The following is a 16,700-nucleotide window of genomic DNA, read 5'->3' on the forward strand; positions in this document are numbered from 1 at the left end:
TGGTTGAATGTGCAACACGCCCTAACATAACCAGCATAGTCGGCGTTTAGCATTCGCTCTCCAGCGCCTTTCTTATAGGGGCAAAGCTGCGGCGATGCTCTGGTAACACACCAAGCGTCACAACGGCTGCCATATGAGCGCGCGTTGGATAGCCTTTGTGTTTGGCGATGCCATATTCAGGATACTGCACATCTAATTCATACATGGCCTTATCACGGCTCACCTTTGCCAATATACTGGCCGCGGCGATACTGGTATGACGGCCATCGCCCTTGACCCATGCTTGACAGTCGAGCATAGCGGGCGCTATACCTGCCTTGGCAATCTTACTAACGTCTAAATCAGGGCAGCGATTGCCATCGATTAGCACTTCGATAGAGCGATGACCGACAGCGGTCAAATGGGCGGCAATTGCTTGTAGCAGCTCCTCGGTACACAAACGCATACCGAGCATCGTCGCCTGCAAAATATTGATTTGGTCGATGACGGCGGCCGGTATCTCCGCGATGATATACCCAGCCGCATACTGCTGCACCAAAGGATAAAGCCTGTCACGCTTTTTTTCACTCAACTGCTTGGAGTCGGTCAATACAAACAGCGGGGTATCCTTTAGCGGCTGCGCTTCTATGAGCCCCGACCACGCGGCAGGTAGTAGCGCCGCGGCGATATTGACAGAGCCTAGCAAAGGGCCGCGGCCAGCTTCATCGACACCTATCTGTAGTGGCAAGACCGCGTCCTTTGTCGTCTGCCCATATTGGCTTTGTAGCTCCGAGGTATGTAGTTGACCAGACAAATGGATGGGCGCTGCTAGTTGAATATACTGACCTTTGATATCGACTTGCTCAATACATATATCAATTGGTATCAAAGGCTGGGCACTACTATATGGGTTACTCATAACACTGCTATATCTTTTTTTGAGGGGTGAAAGTTGGACTTAGTGACATTGTCTTTAGCATTGTCTTTAGCGTGGCTTTTAGCATTGTTCTTAGTATGGTTTTTAGCACTTTGTCATAACAGTGCTGCCATATGGCACAGATGATATGTGTTATTGCTGGTGGTTTTGCTTATACCATTGCTCGATGACGCTATTTGCCGGCTCATGGTTGCTCTGCTGCTGTAATAGCTGTTTGGTGGTAAGCAGATCGCTCATTTGCTCGGCATAGGCGCGTGGCTGTAATAAACGCATCACCGTACGGCAGATATTGTCCCCACTCGCCTGCTCTTGTATCAGTTCAGGCACTATCGCGGCATCTGCTAGGATATTGGGCAACGCCACATAAGGCACTTTTACCAGACGCTTGGCGATCTGATAGGTCAGCTGATTTAACTGATAAATCACCACCATCGGTCGCTCAAGCAGCATCGCCTCTAGTGTCGCGGTGCCTGAAGCTAGCATCACCACATCGGCTGCTGCCATCGCTTGCTGACTAAAGGCGGGCTGGCTATCATCGTAGACCACCACAATAGCGGCGCGCAACTGCTCTGAGCGTTTATCGATGACATCCTGCACGATATATTGATGGTTTTGATCCACAGTAGGGATGATAAAACACAGTTTTGGGTCCAGTAATATTAATTTTTGAATACCATCGAGCATCAAAGGCAAGATGGCGGTAATCTCCCCGCGCCGCGACCCTGGCATCACGCAAATGAGCTGACTGACTTCATCAAAACGATCAATAAAAAACTGCTGTAAGCCATCATTGTGCCAGACTAGCTCACTGCGGCGCTGATTGATAGGTGTCGTGAGCAGCCCTTGATCTATGGTGCGTAACAGCGGATGACCGACACAGATTGCTGGGTGGTTATGACGCTCATAGACTGGCAACTCAAACGGGAACAAGCACAGTACCAAATCGGTGGCTGCTTTGATATTATGGATACGCGACTCACGCCATGCCCAAATAGAAGGGCTGACATACTGAACACAAAAAACCCCTTTGGGCTTTAGTTTTTTTGCGACCCGCAGATTAAAATCAGGCGCATCGATACCAATAAACCAGTCAATAGCAGCGTCTTGAAACGCTACTAATAACTCACGGCGTGCCTTTAGCAAATCTGGCAGTTGTGCCATCACTTCGACCAGCCCCATAACAGCCAATCGCTCTAATGCAAAGATGCTTTGTAATCCTTGTGCTTGCATCTTGGCGCCGCCGACACCGACCCAAACAATATCATCGCGCAGATTGTTCATCTGCTGCATAAAGTCGGCACCCAAGCTATCACCTGACACCTCACCTGCGACGATACCGATGACCAGTGGGCCCGCGTTTGACTCAGGTACCAAAAGCTCAGCCGTGCTTTGACTCTTAAGCGTCTGTACCGCTGCGTCTGGCGTCACACCAAGGGAGTGGTTAAGGGTAGCAAAATCTGTCATGACAAGCTCTCGATATGAAGATGATAAAGGTACGATAAAAACAATTATAAAATATAACATATGTCAGTGGCCATAAGGCCTGATAACGCTAATAACGATGCTCATTGACGCTGCCATCATACGTGACGACGGCCAAAATAGCTAAATTGACTCACAAAAACCACGCGCCGCCTGTTTTTATATCCAACGCAGGCGTCACAATGATAACTGGATTTTGGCTTCCTCATTCCAGTTATCAGTTAATTAACTATATGATTACCCTTGTCAACCAGCGCTTTTGTCCGCATAATGAATATCCCTATAAATCAGCTAGACGATATATAACCATGACAACACCAGTTACCCATAATGCAGATATTGACGACGTGAATATTGAAAAATTCATTCCTTTGATCACTCCCGCTGAGCTAAAAGCTGAGCTGCCTTTGTCAGACAAAGCTTATAATACCGTCCTAAAAGGTCGCAACACTATCCAAGATATCTTGGACGGTAAAGACAAGCGCTTGTTTGTGGTCGTCGGCCCCTGCTCTATTCACGATATTAAAGCCGCTCACGAATACGCCGATCGTTTGGCGGTATTGGCAAAAGAGATCGAAGATAGCATATTTGTGGTGATGCGTGTCTATTTTGAAAAACCCCGTACAACGGTGGGCTGGAAAGGCATGATCAACGACCCTGACATGAATGACAGCTTTGATATCGAAAAAGGCTTGCGTACGGCGCGTAAGCTTTTGTTAGATCTCAACGAAAAAGGCTTGCCGTGTGCCACCGAGGCCTTGGACCCAAATACGCCGCAATACATGCAGGATTTGATCAGCTGGTCAGCCATTGGTGCGCGTACCACTGAAAGCCAGACACACCGTGAGATGAGCTCAGGTTTGTCTTGTCCAGTGGGCTTCAAAAACGGCACCGACGGCGGAATGACAGTCGCGGTCAACGCCATGCAAGCGGTCAAAGAAGGCCATAGTTTCTTAGGTCTATCAGCAGATGGCAAAGTCTCTATCATCAAATCAAAAGGCAACCCTTACGCTCACGTGGTATTGCGCGGTGGTAATGGCAAACCAAACTATGATGAAACGGCGGTAGCACAAGCCGAAAACGCACTGGCCAAAGGCAAAACCAATGGCAAAATCATGATTGACTCAAGCCATGCCAATTCAGGTAAAGACCCATATCTACAACCAATGGTCATCACAAACGTCGCCGAACAAATCCAAAACGGCAACAAATCCATCATCGGTATGATGATCGAAAGTCACCTTAAAGGCGGCAATCAAAAGCTGACGGCTGACTTAAGCCAGCTTGAGTATGGCAAATCTATCACCGACGGCTGCTTGGATTGGGACAGTACGGTCACAGCTCTATACAAGCTGCGTGATATGGTCAAAGACGTCTTGCCAAATCGCTAACTCTCAATGCAAAGAGCTATCGTCTAGCTAGCACGCCCAGCATTGATACTGTGATACGCTAAAAAAAAGCCCGCCCGATACGCATATCGGGCGGGCTTTTTATGATAGTCAGTTAAAAATAAAACTGTTATATAAATTTAAACGCGCTTTTTAGAGTGCATCGAATATATCCTATCCTACTCACCTGCAGACCCAAGCACACTCTCTAAACTCTCAAGTACATGCTTAGACGATACCTGCTTTTGTAACTCAAGCAGCTGCTCATGCGCCATCTGACGGCGCGGCTCAGCCAAAGTGTTCCAGCGCGCCAGCACCTGTAATAAGCGCGATGCCAATACTGGATTGGCAGTATCCAGCTTTTTGATGACACCAGTATAGATATCCAGCCCATCATCTGTCCAGAGTACGGTAGGCTGCGAGGCAAAAGCGCCGACGACCGAGCGGACACGGTTGGGCGTATTCCAATCAAAGTCCTTGTGGGTAAGCAATGCAGTGATGGCGTCAGGGGTGACCGTATCGGCAGACGCCTGCACACTAAACCACAAGTCAATGACCAAATCATTGTCTTGGAAGCGCTCATAAAAATCTGCTAGATAGTCATCAGCTTTTGCCAGTTGATGATTGACCATCACCTTTAACGCGCCAAAACGCTCTGTCATACAGCTGGCATTGTCATATTGCTGCTGCGCCCATTCAGCAGCCCCATCAACGTTGGCGGTCACTGCCATATCGAGTACCACATTACGCAGCGCACGTCTGCCGCGAGCATCGGCACTGTCTTGATACGCCTGTATGGGTAGCTGCTTATAAAGCTTTGCCCACTCATCTTTTAATGCCAAAGCCAGCTGTTGATATAAACCTTCACGCTGCGCTTTGATCGCTTCTGGGTCATAGTCCTGCGGAATGGCAGATGCCAGCTCCTGCGCCGATGGAATATCCAGTAAGCGTGCCGCCAGCATCGCATCCTCGGCGGCAAGCACAGGCAATGTCTGCGCCAGTGCATGCAGATAAATATCTGGGCTACTTTTCTCGCCTTTGTTTTGTAGCAAGATACGATTGACCAGCATCTGCGTCACTTGCCAGCGGTTAAAACCATTGGTCTCGTGCTCAAGTAAAAACGCCAAATCAGCATCTTGATAAGCATAATTGAGCTGCACAGGGGCACTAAAGTCACGTAATAGCGATACCACAGGCTCGCTAGTCACATTTTCAAAGATGAAGGCTTGTGTTTCTTGATCAAGCAGCAACATACGCTCGGCGACGATATTGCCAGTATTTCGATCAAACAGTGCCGTCGCTACAGGTATCGGCAGAGGCTTTGGCGCATCAAAACCTGCGACATGGCGAGTTTTTTGACTCAACGTAATGGTCAACGTCTGCGTGTCGCTGTCATAGTTTTGGTGCCCTGTTACCACAGGCGTACCAGGCTGGCGATACCAGTCGATAAAGTCCTCAATCTTACTATCGGTAATACTTAGCGCAGATAAGAAATCCTCCACCGTCACCGCTTGCCCATCATAACGGCGAAAATATTCATCTGTCCCTTTTCGGAAGTTGACTGGCCCTAGCGTATTGGCAATCATACGCACGATTTCAGCGCCTTTTTCATAGACAGTCGTCGTATAAAAATTATTAATCTCAACAAAACTCTCAGGGCGCACAGGATGCGCAAGCGGCCCTGCATCCTCAGCAAACTGATGCGCGCGTAAGGTGGCCACATCATCGATACGCTGTACCGCGCTTGATTGCTGATCGGCAGAAAACGACTGATCACGGTACACTGTAAGGCCTTCTTTTAGACACAGCTGAAACCAATCACGGCAGGTAATGCGGTTGCCCGTCCAGTTATGAAAATACTCGTGGGCAATGATAGATTTGACACTAAAACTGCGCGCATCTGTAGTCGTCTCAGGACTAGATAGCACGCAAGCGGTATTAAAGATATTTAGGCCTTTGTTTTCCATCGCGCCCATATTAAATTGACTGACAGCGACGATCATATAACGGTCTAAATCATAAGCGCGGCCATAGTTGATCTCGTCCCAGCGCATGGCGTCTTTTAGCGCCTGCATACCGACATCACACTTATCGATATCGGCAGACTTGGCATACAGCTCAAGCGTCACCTCGCGCCCTTCACTGGTGGTGTATGAATCCGTCAGCACATCCAAATCAGCGATGACGCAAGCAAACAAATAGCTTGGCTTGTTGGTTGGGTCATGCCAGATGGCATAATGACGGTCTGGTGTCCCACTGACGTCGCCCGCCTCTACCAAATTACCATTGGCCAGCAGCGTTGGATAACGTTTGTCCGCCTCCAAGCGCGTGGTAAATACCGCCAGCACATCAGGACGATCTGGATAAAAAGTGATCTTACGAAACCCCTCAGGCTCGCACTGAGTGACAAACATGGTATCGTCGCCACTGCCCGCCATATATAACCCCTCAAGCGCTGTGTTGGTCTGCGGACAGATGCGCACTTGTATCTCTAAAGTAACGTCATCAGGGGCATCTGCTATCGTCAATTTGCCTGCCCTATGTTGATAGCGCTCGGAGGGCAATGACTCGCCGTTCATAGTGATTGCCAGTAGCGCCAAATCCTCACCAAATAGCACAAGACCCCCTGCACTTTGGCGCACCATCTGTAGCGTGCTAGCTACCTGCGCGTGGTCTTCATATAGCTTGATATCCAAATCGACCGTTTCGACAGCAAAGCTTGGTTTTTGATAGTCTTTTAGATTGATTTTGCTGGGTGCTTGCGGTGGCACATCAGGCATTTCAGGGTTGATAATTTGGGTATCTGTTTCAGCAGTAGACATGAGGGTTCCTATTGTTATTTATAAAAAATACGTGTGATTAAAATTCCTAGCGCTTCCTAGGGCGTGTCTTTATTTCAAAAATGGTGATAAAAATGAGATAAATTGCGGTCAAACAAGGAAAATAGCGCCGTTAATATCGGGATATAAACCCGCTATTTGACGATGTTTGGCAAAATTTGGTCATTTTCAGCCCATTTAGATAACTATCGAGTGAATTGAAGACACGCCCTAACCTTAACATCTAAAAGCCCTGTGTTAGATTTTAAGTTTTTTACGTGGTTTAGCTGTTTATTTTTTAGCTACATTGGCCTAAATCACCAAATTTCAAGAGCAGATCCCTAGATTGTGGCGCTGATAATCCGTTGCTTATAGTCAAATTTAAATAAGTCGGTCAGATAGCTGGCTTTGGTAAAAATAGTATAGTTAGCTGAATGTAAAACTGTTATGGATTTAAACGCGCTACTGGTATAAATTTTACTTGCGTGCTGCGTTCCCAGAGGCTGCGCAAAATTCATCCCAGTAGCGCTATGACATTTTTAGAGTGTATCGACTATAAGTTTAGTCGTTCCAAGCCTCAATTTTTCATTGGATAATGCATACCAAAATGATTTAATAAAGGCCCTGACGATTACCATTTGAGAAACGGCCTATCATATGACAAAGCAATCCACGCGTCGCGCAGAGGTGACGCTACCTTTATTAATAGCGTATATCGATGCGCTATTGCCCACTTTAACACAGGCAACTAATACGCAGACAAACACTCAATCAGACAGCAAAAGCACCAAACATAAAATTGACGATAAGCCCGAGCTACTGCCCGATCTATTGTGGGTAACCGAAGACAAAAACACGCTAGCGTTATTAAGTACCGCGCTTACCAACCATGCTGCTTTTCAAGCCGGTGATACCAGACTGCCCGCTGACAAACTTGTCTCATCGACCTTACTGGCGCTCAACCAACAGCCAGTATCTGAGCGGTATGAGCTGGTGTGTTTTTGGCTGCCGGCGCTATCAGCAGAGCAGCTACAGCAGTATATCCCATTACTCATGCGCTATCGCGACCTGTATGCCGCCCATCTGCTCATCGCCCTTGAGCACAATATCGATTTGCAACCCTACGGGTTTACACCGTCTGATATATTACAGACCTCTACCTTGACAGGGGATACCGACCTATCAGGTGCCGATATAACCCAGATGCCTGCCGCCGCCCATGCTCTTGGGTCAGCGACACTGTGGCAATTTAATCTGTATGACTACAAACAGCTGCCTAACTGGCTCAATGCCGACTACTGGGCAAACCCTGAAAACTGGGACAAGCACCGCTGGTAGTTTGTGTTTCTGCATCGATATCAGAGCATTTATCAAAACGGCTATATATATAACAAAACGAGCATATCTGATTGTAAATTCTCGAGTTATTTACAGTAATACTACTTACATAAAGTAACACTGAATATATGATAAATGGTAATTGCCTGAGTTTTATCGAAGCAGTTTACAACAACAACGTTAATTAAAAATTTTAGGAGCTCACCATGTCAATTCGTTTTTCTAAGCTTGCAGTTCTCGCTGTATTGTCAAGCGCTATCGCAATCACTACAGGCTGTGCGACCAAACGCGCCACCTCTGAAGTTGTGGTTGCCCCGCTAGGTATCCCAGGCGGTCAAACGGGCTATAATGGTGCCGTCATCGTAGACAACGCCAGTACCGTCGTCACTGGCGCAGACAACCTGCAAGCCGTTGTTTATTTTGCCTTCGATAGCAGCGAAATCACCGCACAAGCGGCCAATGTCCTCAATCAACACGCAAGCTTACTACGCTCAAACCCAGCCGCTGGCGTAGTTATTGCTGGTCATACCGATGAGCGTGGTAGCCGCGAGTATAACATGGCGCTAGGCGAGCGCCGCGCCCAAGCAGCGCGTGACTATCTGGCCGCTCAAGGTGTCGCGGTCAATAATATCCGCATCATCAGCTACGGTGAAGAGCGCCCTGCCGCCGCTGGCACCACCGAAGCCGCCTATGCGCAAAACCGCCGCGCGGAGCTGTCTTATTAAGATAAGCCCCGTACGCTCATATTACGAATCGTCAGCGTAATACTAAAAAGGCCCAGCAATATCACGTTGCTGGGCTTTATACTTCCTACTCCTACATAAAACCTGCGGCTACACCTATGCCCTTATACTTGACACAAACTCATATTGTAAGGCTTGGGCCTACGACATGGTGTGCCACTGCGCATGTCAACGCCCTTGCCCATAAGCATATCAATAAACCGCCCTATCTAAGCAAATACGACCTAACCATCCCTATGGATGATACCCAGCAATGGCAGTATTGCCGTGAGGCTGCAGACATATCAGTACCTGATCGGGCGCAGCAGCAGCGCCAACTACAGCGGCAAGGCGTACGGCTGTTGTTACAACAGCTACTCACCAAGCTACAGATAGACGATACCTTAAATGAGTCAGCCTTTCCTTATCAGCTTGCTCGTAGCAAATACTACGTATGCTTTAGCCATACAGGCACAAAAAATACAGACGATACTGATAATAGCAACACTCAACCAACGAGCTGTCTAGACAATCAGGTGGCCGTCATTCTCAGCAAGCATCGTCCTGCTGGCATCGATGTAGAAGCAAATGAGGTAGCTTGGCAGGTGGTTCGGCGCTTTTATGCCGATAAAGAAAAGGCGGCATTGCAACGGCTACCTGCATGGCAGCGTGATGCAATCGCAAAGCAGCTATGGCAAATAAAAGAAAGCTATATCAAGGTATATCAATACACCCTCGCGCAAGGGCTGGGTATCGACTACGCTTATCTGATTGAGGATTTGATAGACAGCATGATAGACGACCATCATCTGATGACTGTGATGGATAAAAAAACAGGGTACCGTATCGCCATTATTCCTAGGCAGCATATTGTACTGGTGTTTTGACGAGGATCTATGGCTAACATCTAAAGCATTGCATATCCTCCACCTAATCGCTAGCATCTTACTATTTGTTATTACTCAGCGCACAAAAAAACGACCCTAATAAATAGGATCGTTTTTTGTTTATTTCATAACAGCCAGTAGACTGTGATTAAATTAGAAGCGGTAAGTTGCACCAACTTTTACGATTGGCAACCACTCAAGATAGTTATCACTCTTTAACTCTTCTTGCGCTTCAGCTGCTACTTCAGCTGAAGTTTTGCCTGAACCAAGGTTACTGCCTTTTACGCCTACGTTATTAGATGTACCGTTTGTACGAACAGTAGCATCTGTCTTACCTAGATATGCTGCACCAAGCTCACCGAATAGACCAAAGTTTTCAGTGATATTTGGACGGAAGCCAATAGTTGCATAAGGCGCTAGCTTGTTGCGGTGTTCGATAGTACCTTGTAAAGAACCTACGTCATTGGCATCGTATTCCACACCATCAATCTTATAGATACCGCCATTTTGTGGGTTAGCAGTTACATCGATATCGTTATCCGGTACGATGATACCAGCACCCATAGTGAACCAATTGCCAGTAGGACGTAATTGTACGCCTAGGTATGGGTTACTAAAGTCAGAGTCTACATCATAGTTTACGTCGTCGATATCAATATCGCCGCCAAATAGGTCAGCAACATCACCACCTGCCCAACCGGCTTGTAGTTCAGTTTTTTCATTCAAACCCCAAGCGATATTAGCACCATAACCTAGTGTACCAACTTCAGCACTGACAGCGGCTGGGTTGATAGCGGTTTGGAAGAAAGTCTTAGTACCACCAGCGACAGCGCCAGTGGTGTTACGTACCACACCAGCATCAGCATTGTATGCATAAGCAGGTTCGGCTTCATAAGCGACAGCGACTGGCTCTGCTTCATATGCAACAGCTGTATTGTCATCAACAACGACAACTGGCTCAGCCGCTAGTGCAGCAGTTGAAGCCAAAACGGCAGCAGAAATTGCTGTTAGTTTAATAAGTTTCATAAATACTCTCCTAAAGTGTGGAATAACTCGCCCAAAAAAAATGACAATTTAGTTCTTTTTAAATCCATCATTTTGTTGAGCAGATTAAAACAATTTTGGCTCAAAAAGTCACCCCTACAGACGCGCTTTTTATTTGCCATTATGTAAAGATTGCATAGGTATTGTAATAATTGCTACATCAACCGGCAAAACTTCGACTTTCTGTTACACAACGCTCTCAAAGTGATCCAACAGCGTAGACATGATTTTTAAGTGACTTAATACTCATGTAAGGATATTACAAAATATGTCATTATCATCGCTTACTGACGTCTCAGCTTCAATAACATTTATATAGCTTATTACTACAGATTGTTGTGTTTTGTGAGTTGACGTATCTAGGGGTGTTTTTGGATAAAAAAATCAGTTAGGAAAATAAACGACATAAATATCTTGTCATACCACGACTAACGTTTGTCTAAGCGTCATATTGTGCTAAATTAGAGACAGTAATAAACCAGTTACAAAGCCTCAGGTTTATGATTTTTTGTTATAATTATTAACGCGTTGCAAGCGACTGCGCTTTCTTATTTTTTATTATCGAGCCATTTATATGCCTAAAGTATCGTCGATTACCCGTGTGTTAGAGATTATAGAAGCGGTGTCTTATGCTTCTAAGCCGCTCTCTCCACTTGAGCTATCGCAAGAGCTGGACATTCCAAAACCGACCATCCATCGTTTGATTCAAAATCTGGTGGACGAAGGGTTTGTCACCGTTGATATCGGCGGCGGCATCATACCTGGCAAGCGAGTGCGCAATTTGAGCGTTGAGCTGTGGCAGCAGCGCCAGTTTTTTAATGAGCGGCAGATGGTTTTGCATAAGCTGGTCGAGGAGATCGAAGAGACTTGCGGGATTGCAATTCCTTATCACATGAATATGCTCTATACCAACCGCGCGCAGACCTCACTACCCTTGCAGATTTATCTGCCTGTGGGCGTCAAGTCTCCGATGTGGTGTACAGCAACGGGTAAGCTGTATCTGAGCCAGCTCTCCACCACTAGCCGTAACAAGATATTGAAAGGCTTGCCTTTGGATAAGTTTACCAAAAACACCATCACAGATATCGATGCGCTCAATCAAGAGCTGGATAAAATCGCTGAGACAGGGGTCGGTATCGACAACGAAGAGTTTATCTCGGAGATGGTGGCGGTGTCTGTGCCTGTATTAGATAAGAAGTCACGTTATCTGGCCTCTTTGTACCTGCATGCGCCGACCATACGCGTGTCATTAGAAGAGCTGATGACGCATGTGCCGCGCCTGCAGACCGCCGCTCAGGATATTCAGGCTTTGGTCTATGAGCTACAAAACTAAGTAGGATTTTATAACCAAAAGGTCTGCGCTATCACAGATAGCGCAGACCTTTTTTGCTTTGAGACGAGTGTCTTTAGTAGCTTTGTGCGTTCGAGACAGATACTTCAAAGACTAGATATTTCAAAGGCTAAGCAATTCAAAAACTAAGCAATTCAAAAACTAAGCAATTCAAGAATTAGGCACTTTAAGACAACACCGAATGGTCATGACGCCCCATGATACTAGAAAAATCTTTGTCGCCATTTTCGCGCGCGTGATCGTCATAGAGCTCTGTCGCCTTGGCACCCATCGGTGTCTCGACCGAGGTATCTTTGGCAGTTTGCATGGCAAGGTTGAGGTCTTTTTGCATCAGCTTACTCATAAAGCCGCCTTTGTAGCCCTTGCTCGATGGCACGTTTTCTAACACCTGAGGATAAGGGTTATAAACCTCCAGCGTCCAATTGCGCCCAGAGCTTTGTAGCATAATGTCAGACAATACTTTGGCATCGAGGCCGTTTTTTACGCCTAGATTGATGGCCTCTGCCGTCCCTGCCATCAAGATACCTAAGAGCATATTGTTACAAATTTTGGCGACCTGCCCTGCTCCATGCTCACCTGCATGAAAGATGTTTTTGCCCATTACCGCCAGTATCGGCTCTGCTTTGGCAAATGCGTCGGCACTACCGCCAACGATGAAGGTCAAACTACCAGCGATGGCACCGCCTGTACCGCCAGAGACGGGCGCATCTAAAAAGTCTATACCAAGACCAGTTGCGGCGTCTGCTACCAATCTGGCGTCAGCGGCAGCGATGGTACTACTATCGATGACCAGTGTGCCCTTGGGCAGCTCTGCTAGCAAGCCATCAGATCCATTCTCACCTAGATAGACAGAATGAACGTGCTTGCCCGCTGGCAACATACTAATCACAACATTCGCATTGCTCGCCGCCTCTTTTGGGCTGGTAGCGACGCTGGCACCTGCTTGCTGCAGGCGCTCGCATGCTTCTGCAGATAAATCATATACTGATAGCGGATAGCCTGCCTTTAATAGGTTTTCTGCCATCGGTGCGCCCATATTACCAAGACCAATAAAGGCAATCGTTGGTTTTGCCGCGGCACTCTTTGTCGTATTTTTGGTATTTGTATCCTTTATACCCATCTCATCGCTCCTTGATGATTGATTTTTATATTATTGCCAGTAGCACCTGCTCGCTGCCTAGGCAGATCTGCTTTTATTTTTAGTAGGTTGTTAGTGATTGATAATCTGACTCCCCAAAGCCTCACTGCCCAGCCAGCCTTCCAATGGGTGCTCGCCTGCCGCATAGGGATTGGTGAAATGCTGATAAATGTATGCCTGTCCATCGGCGCTGAGACAGTCTGCCAATGAACGCGACCAATTGGGGTTACGGTCTTTGTCAATCAGCAGCGCCCGTACCCCTTCTTTGAAGTCAGGGTTAGCAGCGCAGTGTACAGCGACATTGGCTTCTAGGTACAAGACCTGCTCAAGCGATAGGTCTGCAACTTGATGATACAGTGCGTAAGTCAACGCCACTGTCACAGGGCAGCCTGCTCGATAAGTGGCAACAGCGCGCTGCGTCCAGCTGTCTTGCGCAAAGTCGGCATCTAACTTCTCCAACGCCGCGTCGCTTTGCAAAATGGCATCAATATCACCCAACCCACCGCTATTCATTAACTGTCCAATGGCATGCCAATAGGTGGCCAATTTACTAGCAGGCAACTCAGTGACAGGCTGCGCCGCCAGTGCGCGGCTGACGATATCGTGCGCGCTGTTATGCTGGCGCTGATGACTTATGTCTGTACGGTGAGCGGCTTGCTGCCAATCGCTTTGTTTGAGACGTTGTAAGATGGCATCATAATCGCTGCTACTCACGGCATACTCAGCTAGATTGGACAAGATAGCATCGTTGCCATTACACATCGCCCCAGTCAGGCCTAAAAACAATCCCATCTTGGCGGGTATACGCTGCAAAAACCAACTACCAGAGGCATCAGGGAACAGCCCAATGGTCACCTCAGGCATGGCAAAGCGCGTACGCTCAGTGACCATACGGTGGCTACACCCTGCCATCAGCCCCATACCGCCGCCCATGATGATGCCATCGCCCCAGAGTATCAGCGGCTTGGAATAAAAATGCATCTGCCGATAGAGACGGTACTCATGGCCAAAAAACTCTGTCGCATAAGGGTTAGGTAGTGGCGCAGACTCTGACATGCTGTCATATAGCTTGCGAATATCACCACCTGCACAAAACGCCTTGTCGCCTGCACCTTTGAGCACCAACGCCACTACCTGTTCGTCACGCTCCCACTGCTCTAATTGCGCGGCCAACAATTGACACATCTCGACACTTAGGGCGTTGAGAGATTTTGGTGTGTTAAGCGTCATAATACCAATGAGATGACCACAGTCTGTCTGTTCAGTATCAAACAATACTGGCGCGGCGGACGTAGCAGCGTTTTGATTGTTGTTATCTGTTGAGGTTGTCATAAAAAGACCTACAAAAAGTAAAATGAATATTAGGGCGTTTTATCAATACGGTCTTGGGCGTTTATTTATTTTGCCAAGTTGGCTGACGTTTTTCTAAAAACGATTGCACGCCTTCGCGCTGATCTTCGGTATCAAACAGCTTTACAAATGCTTCGCGCTCATGGATGAGGTTTTGCGCAGGCGGGTTATGTCTAGCTGCTTGGATAAGCGCTTTAGAATAACTGACGGCAACAGGAGACTGTTTGGCGGCTTTTTTTGCCAACGCTTGTGCTGCTTGTAGTCCTGCGCCTTTGTCCACGACTTCCTCAACCAAGCCGATACGCAAGGCCGTCTCGGCATCGACGCGTTCGCCGCACAATATCATACGCTTGGCCCAGCCTTCACCCACCAGCATCGGCAGATTTTGTGTACCACCAGCACAAGGCAATAATCCCACACCCGTCTCTGGTAGTGCCATCTGGGCGTGTGCTTCTGCGATACGGATATCACAGGCCAGCGCGCACTCAAGCCCGCCGCCCATCGCATAGCCGTTAATGACTGCAATACTAACGCCGCGATAAGCTGACAGGGCTTCAAACGCTTCGCCAAAAGCAATGGCCATGCTGATGGCTCGGCCTTTGTCACCGTCTGAGAAATTATTTAGGTCCGCCCCTGCTGAAAAGAACTTTTCACCATCACCATGAATGATTAGGGCATATACCTCATCATTGGCATTAAGATCCGTCACCAACTGCTTGAGCGCGGGCAGACTATCCATCGTCCACGTATGAGCAGGTGGATTATTTAGTGTCACGGTGGCGATGTGACCATCAATAGCTAGGTTGAGATTGGTGTAATCCGTCATAAGTAATCCTTTATTTTTATCACCATTTTTGAAATGAAGACACGCCCTAAAGACCCAATACCAAGATTAGCGTAGCTGGCTCAGCGCATCATCTTGCATCAGCTGACGCGAGACGATCACGCGCATGATCTCATTGGTGCCTTCTAATATCTGATGGACGCGCAAGTCTCGCACGTGACGCTCAAGCGGATACTCATTGAGATAGCCATAGCCACCATGCAGTTGTAGTGCTTGGTTGGCCACATCAAAACAAAGATCGGTAGACAGACGCTTTGCCATCGCACAATAGGTCGATGCTTGGCTGTCTTGATTGTCGACTTTGTTGGCCGCCAGATACAGCATTTGCCGTGCGGTAATGGTCTGGGTCAACATATCAGCAAGCTTGAATTGCACCGACTGCAGACTGGCAATCGGACTGCCAAACTGGCTACGCTCTTGCACATAATTGGTCGCGGTCTCAAGCGCTGACTGCGCTGTACCGACCGCACAGATACCGATATTGATACGTCCACCGTCCAAGCCTTTCATCGCAATACGAAAACCTTGGCCTTCCTCGCCGATTAGATTTTCGGCTGGGACTTTGACATCTTTAAAGCTGATGGTGCGCGTGGGCTGTGCTTTCCAGCCCATTTTGTGCTCGTTTTTGCCGTACTCAATGCCATCGCTATGAGCATCGACGACAAACGCTGATATACCTTTGGGTCCGGCGGCGCCTGTTCGTGCCATGACGACCAGTACATCGGTCGCGCCTGCGCCCGAGATAAAGGTCTTTTCGCCATTTAACACATAATAGTCGCCCTGCTTGTCGGCTTTACTGCGTAGTGAGGCCGCATCCGAGCCGGCATTGGGCTCGGTCAAGCAATAACTGCCCAGCCACTCACCACTGACCATCTTTGGTAGATATTTTTTACACAGAGTATCGCTGCCATACTCACCGATCATCCAGCCTGCCATATTATGAATACTCATATAAGCGGCGACCGCGGTATCGCCCCATGCCAACTCTTCAAACACCATGGCGGAGTCTAGGCGCGGTAGCCCAAGGCCGTCATACTCTGGATTGGTATACAGCCCCAAAAAACCAAGCTCGCCAGTTTTTTTGATGACATCGACTGGGAAATGTGAGGTGCGGTCCCACTCAGCGGCGTTTGGTTTGAGCTCTTTTTGGGCAAACTGTTTGGCGGTTTGGCGAAAGGCGATCTGGTCGTCGGTCAATGAAAAATCCATGGGGTCATCCTTGTGCATGCATTACAAATAGAGTAAAAATGGGTCAGCCGTTCCTGTTTTAACGTCGGTTAACGGTATGATTGATACCGTATCGGTCATACAGTATCAAGTTATACAGTATAACAGCGGTATAACGTCATCGACACATACTTGCATGGCAAAAACACACATGGCGACAACCAGCAAGATAGACACTATACCGCAATGACACA

Annotated in this window: 13 protein-coding genes; 5 read left to right on the top strand and 8 right to left on the bottom strand. The window is 47.7% G+C overall.

What is annotated here, in order from left to right:
* Positions 1-46: 46 nt before the first annotated feature.
* Positions 47-898: a ribonuclease HII gene (locus tag BTV99_RS03450; RefSeq protein ID WP_083608501.1), complete on the bottom strand. Its 852-nt coding sequence runs from the start codon at positions 896-898 to the stop codon at positions 47-49.
* Between the two features lie 150 nt (positions 899-1,048).
* Positions 1,049-2,380 carry a lipid-A-disaccharide synthase gene (lpxB, locus tag BTV99_RS03455; RefSeq protein ID WP_256713719.1) on the bottom strand — a complete coding sequence of 444 codons (1,332 nt, stop codon included), beginning with the start codon at positions 2,378-2,380 and terminating at the stop codon, positions 1,049-1,051.
* 326 nt (positions 2,381-2,706) lie between these two features.
* Between lpxB and BTV99_RS03460 the strand changes: the two genes are divergently transcribed.
* Positions 2,707-3,789, top strand: coding sequence for a 3-deoxy-7-phosphoheptulonate synthase (locus BTV99_RS03460; RefSeq protein WP_075100964.1), 1,083 nt, complete (start codon positions 2,707-2,709; stop codon positions 3,787-3,789).
* 176 nt (positions 3,790-3,965) lie between these two features.
* Here the strand turns inward: BTV99_RS03460 and pepN are convergent, their stop codons facing one another.
* Positions 3,966-6,608, bottom strand: coding sequence for an aminopeptidase N (gene pepN / locus BTV99_RS03465; protein ID WP_083608502.1), 2,643 nt, complete (start codon positions 6,606-6,608; stop codon positions 3,966-3,968).
* 654 nt (positions 6,609-7,262) lie between these two features.
* Between pepN and BTV99_RS03470 the strand changes: the two genes are divergently transcribed.
* From BTV99_RS03470 to BTV99_RS03480, 3 genes are all read left to right on the top strand, one after another.
* Entirely contained in the window at positions 7,263-7,943 is a 681-nt protein-coding gene (locus tag BTV99_RS03470) for a DUF6231 family protein (RefSeq protein ID WP_075100965.1), read from the top strand.
* A gap of 206 nt (positions 7,944-8,149) precedes the next feature.
* Positions 8,150-8,668 carry a peptidoglycan-associated lipoprotein Pal gene (gene pal / locus BTV99_RS03475; RefSeq protein ID WP_075100966.1) on the top strand — a complete coding sequence of 173 codons (519 nt, stop codon included), beginning with the start codon at positions 8,150-8,152 and terminating at the stop codon, positions 8,666-8,668.
* 116 nt (positions 8,669-8,784) lie between these two features.
* On the top strand, positions 8,785-9,552 hold the full coding sequence (locus BTV99_RS03480) for a 4'-phosphopantetheinyl transferase superfamily protein (RefSeq protein WP_143507040.1): 768 nt from the start codon (positions 8,785-8,787) through the stop codon (positions 9,550-9,552).
* Positions 9,553-9,705: 153 nt separating this feature from the next.
* On the opposite strand, the gene BTV99_RS03485 is transcribed toward BTV99_RS03480, so the two are convergent.
* Complete coding sequence (locus BTV99_RS03485; RefSeq protein ID WP_075100968.1) at positions 9,706-10,578, bottom strand: hypothetical protein; 873 nt, start codon at positions 10,576-10,578, stop codon at positions 9,706-9,708.
* Positions 10,579-11,170: 592 nt separating this feature from the next.
* Between BTV99_RS03485 and BTV99_RS03490 the strand changes: the two genes are divergently transcribed.
* Positions 11,171-11,929 (top strand): IclR family transcriptional regulator, encoded by a 759-nt coding sequence (locus BTV99_RS03490; protein ID WP_075100969.1) that lies wholly within the window; start codon positions 11,171-11,173, stop codon positions 11,927-11,929.
* A 184-nt stretch (positions 11,930-12,113) separates the two neighbouring features.
* Here the strand turns inward: BTV99_RS03490 and mmsB are convergent, their stop codons facing one another.
* The 4 genes from mmsB to BTV99_RS03510 form a co-directional block, all read right to left on the bottom strand.
* A complete protein-coding gene (mmsB, locus tag BTV99_RS03495; RefSeq protein ID WP_075100970.1) occupies positions 12,114-13,067 on the bottom strand; it encodes a 3-hydroxyisobutyrate dehydrogenase in 954 nt (317 codons plus the stop codon).
* A 90-nt stretch (positions 13,068-13,157) separates the two neighbouring features.
* Entirely contained in the window at positions 13,158-14,417 is a 1,260-nt protein-coding gene (locus BTV99_RS03500; protein WP_075100971.1) for an enoyl-CoA hydratase/isomerase family protein, read from the bottom strand.
* 61 nt (positions 14,418-14,478) lie between these two features.
* Complete coding sequence (locus tag BTV99_RS03505) at positions 14,479-15,261, bottom strand: enoyl-CoA hydratase (protein WP_075100972.1); 783 nt, start codon at positions 15,259-15,261, stop codon at positions 14,479-14,481.
* Positions 15,262-15,327: 66 nt separating this feature from the next.
* On the bottom strand, positions 15,328-16,488 hold the full coding sequence (locus BTV99_RS03510) for an acyl-CoA dehydrogenase family protein (RefSeq protein ID WP_075100973.1): 1,161 nt from the start codon (positions 16,486-16,488) through the stop codon (positions 15,328-15,330).
* Between the last annotated feature and the right edge of the window lie 212 nt (positions 16,489-16,700).

The sequence above is a fragment of the Psychrobacter sp. Rd 27.2 genome, from assembly GCF_001921755.1.
GTDB lineage: Bacteria > Pseudomonadota > Gammaproteobacteria > Pseudomonadales > Moraxellaceae > Psychrobacter > Psychrobacter celer.

Bases quoted from the DNA above. Each gene is read 5' to 3' on its own strand.
- lpxB (WP_256713719.1), bottom strand. From the start codon at position 2,380: ATGACAGATTTTGCTACCCTTAACCACTCCCTTGGTGTGACGCCAGAC.
- BTV99_RS03510 (WP_075100973.1), bottom strand. From the start codon at position 16,488: ATGGATTTTTCATTGACCGACGACCAGATCGCCTTTCGCCAAACCGCC.
- BTV99_RS03500 (WP_075100971.1), bottom strand. From the start codon at position 14,417: ATGACAACCTCAACAGATAACAACAATCAAAACGCTGCTACGTCCGCC.
- BTV99_RS03480 (WP_143507040.1), top strand. From the start codon at position 8,785: ATGCCCTTATACTTGACACAAACTCATATTGTAAGGCTTGGGCCTACG.
- BTV99_RS03460 (WP_075100964.1), top strand. From the start codon at position 2,707: ATGACAACACCAGTTACCCATAATGCAGATATTGACGACGTGAATATT.
- BTV99_RS03450 (WP_083608501.1), bottom strand. From the start codon at position 898: ATGAGTAACCCATATAGTAGTGCCCAGCCTTTGATACCAATTGATATA.
- pal (WP_075100966.1), top strand. From the start codon at position 8,150: ATGTCAATTCGTTTTTCTAAGCTTGCAGTTCTCGCTGTATTGTCAAGC.
- BTV99_RS03470 (WP_075100965.1), top strand. From the start codon at position 7,263: ATGACAAAGCAATCCACGCGTCGCGCAGAGGTGACGCTACCTTTATTA.
- BTV99_RS03490 (WP_075100969.1), top strand. From the start codon at position 11,171: ATGCCTAAAGTATCGTCGATTACCCGTGTGTTAGAGATTATAGAAGCG.
- BTV99_RS03485 (WP_075100968.1), bottom strand. From the start codon at position 10,578: ATGAAACTTATTAAACTAACAGCAATTTCTGCTGCCGTTTTGGCTTCA.
- BTV99_RS03505 (WP_075100972.1), bottom strand. From the start codon at position 15,261: ATGACGGATTACACCAATCTCAACCTAGCTATTGATGGTCACATCGCC.
- mmsB (WP_075100970.1), bottom strand. From the start codon at position 13,067: ATGGGTATAAAGGATACAAATACCAAAAATACGACAAAGAGTGCCGCG.
- pepN (WP_083608502.1), bottom strand. From the start codon at position 6,608: ATGTCTACTGCTGAAACAGATACCCAAATTATCAACCCTGAAATGCCT.